1 protein-coding gene and 1 pseudogene are annotated in these 1778 nt (G+C 65.2%); one reads left to right on the top strand and one right to left on the bottom strand.

Annotated elements, in window-relative coordinates; genetic code table 11:
- Positions 1 to 1189, top strand: a pseudogene (locus ACO48X_RS09160) (glycogen debranching enzyme); the annotation flags it as partial.
- Between the two features lie 98 nt (positions 1190 to 1287).
- Here the strand turns inward: ACO48X_RS09160 and ACO48X_RS09165 are convergent.
- On the bottom strand, positions 1288 to 1778 hold a 491-nt coding region (locus ACO48X_RS09165), incomplete at its 5' end, for a lipid II:glycine glycyltransferase FemX (RefSeq protein ID WP_485001783.1).

A 1778-nucleotide genomic window follows, 5' to 3' on the forward strand; every position in this document is an offset into this window, starting at 1 on the left:
CCTCACGACGCTTCTGCTGTCCCAGGGCGGGCCTATGCTCGCGCACGGAGACGAACTCGGGCGAACGCAGCAGGGCAACAACAACGTCTACTGCCAGGACAACGAACTCTCCTGGATCAATTGGGACCTCGACCTCGAGGCCATCGGATTGCTCGAGTTCACTCGCCAGCTCATAGAGTTCCGCAAAGCGCATCCCGTTTTCAGGCGGCGTCGCTTCCTCGCAGGCGACTCCAAGAAGGGCGGCCGCTCGGAGATCGGCGAGATCGAATGGTTCCGTCCCGATGCGACCACCATGGAAGAGTCGGACTGGACCACCGTTTACGCCCGGTCGCTCATGGTCTACTACAACGGCTCGGCCATCGGGGAGCCAGACGACCGCGGCGAGGACATCTACGACGACGACGTTCTGCTGATGTTCAACGCCGACGTCGCCGACCAGACGTTCACCATTCCGAGCGATCTGTACGGCGGAGCATGGGCCGACGTCCTCGACACGGGCAACCGCATCGACCCCGAACGCCGCTACGAGCCGGGCGATTCCGTCAAGGTCGAAGAGCACTCGATGCGTGTGTTCATCAGGGTCGACGGCGAAGTCCCGCTGAGCCTGAAAGCCCGCAGCGAGGAGCTGACCCAGTGCATCAAGCCGCATTTCGCCTTTCCTCCGGAGAGCCACCCAAGGTTCGCGAACGTCGAATGCCCGGGCGACTGCGACCTCGACGGAATCGAAGCAACCCACGGCTCTGAGGGCGGCGGCGACTCCGAGGGCGGAGCTGCAGAGGGTTCTGAAGACAACGCGGCTTCCGATTCCGAAAACGACGCCGTCCCAAGCGCCGAGGGCGGCGGCGACTCCGTAAACGACGCCGTCCCAGAGTCAAAAGACGAGGCGACGGAGACGCCTGCGGAGACGAGGGCAGACAGTGAGCTCGGGGGCCAGACAGACAGCGCACTCGATTCAGGCGAAGGCTCCGCTTCTAGGGGCGCAGTGGAATCGGGCGGCCCAGCCGACTCAGGTGCGCCAAACGCGTCAGCCGGATCAGGCGCGCCAAACGCGTCAGCCGGATCAGGCGCGCCAAACGGCTTAGACGAATCGCCCGAACGGGGCGGGAACGAAAGCAAAGACGGGACCGCCCCCGGCCAGGACGCGCCCGGCGAAGGCGAGGGGGCGTCGGCCAAAGGCAAAGCCAAGTAAACCGCAAACCCGGGAGAAAGAGGCGAAGCCGGAAACGGGGCGAGGCTGTCCAGAAAACGGAGACCTCGCCCCCTTCGGCTTTGAAGCCCTCGACGGCCTTACGAATCCCGGCCTTCCAAGGCTCCTCGCAAGCGCTGCCGCACCGAGCCGAGCTTCGCACTCGCCCAGCGCTTGGCGGCCAAGGCCTTCACCAGAGCCTCATAGCGCAAAGGCGAGACCGGAACGTCCCATGCGCCGGGGACTTCGGCGATCTCCTCGCTGAACTTGGTCTTGAATCCGCGCACGCCCGCCAGTTGCGGCGCACGCTCCGAATCGATGCCCATGAGGTCGAAACTCTCGATTCCCCGCTCGCGCAGGAAGCGGGCCATGGCGAAGACGAGCAGATCGGGGGCGCCTGCTTTTCGGCCCTCGTCGTTCGAAGCCGCGTAATAGTAGGTGGCCTGGGAGGCGGTGGTCGTGACGATTCCCCAGCACAGCGGCCGGCCCTCGCGCCGAACAGTGTACAGACGGCAGTGCTCGGGCCCGAGCCCGACGAGCATCGCCTCATACGTCTCCTGCGGCAAGATGCCGAAAGAATCGCGTTCGCCCG

The organism is Peptidiphaga sp., assembly GCF_057238965.1.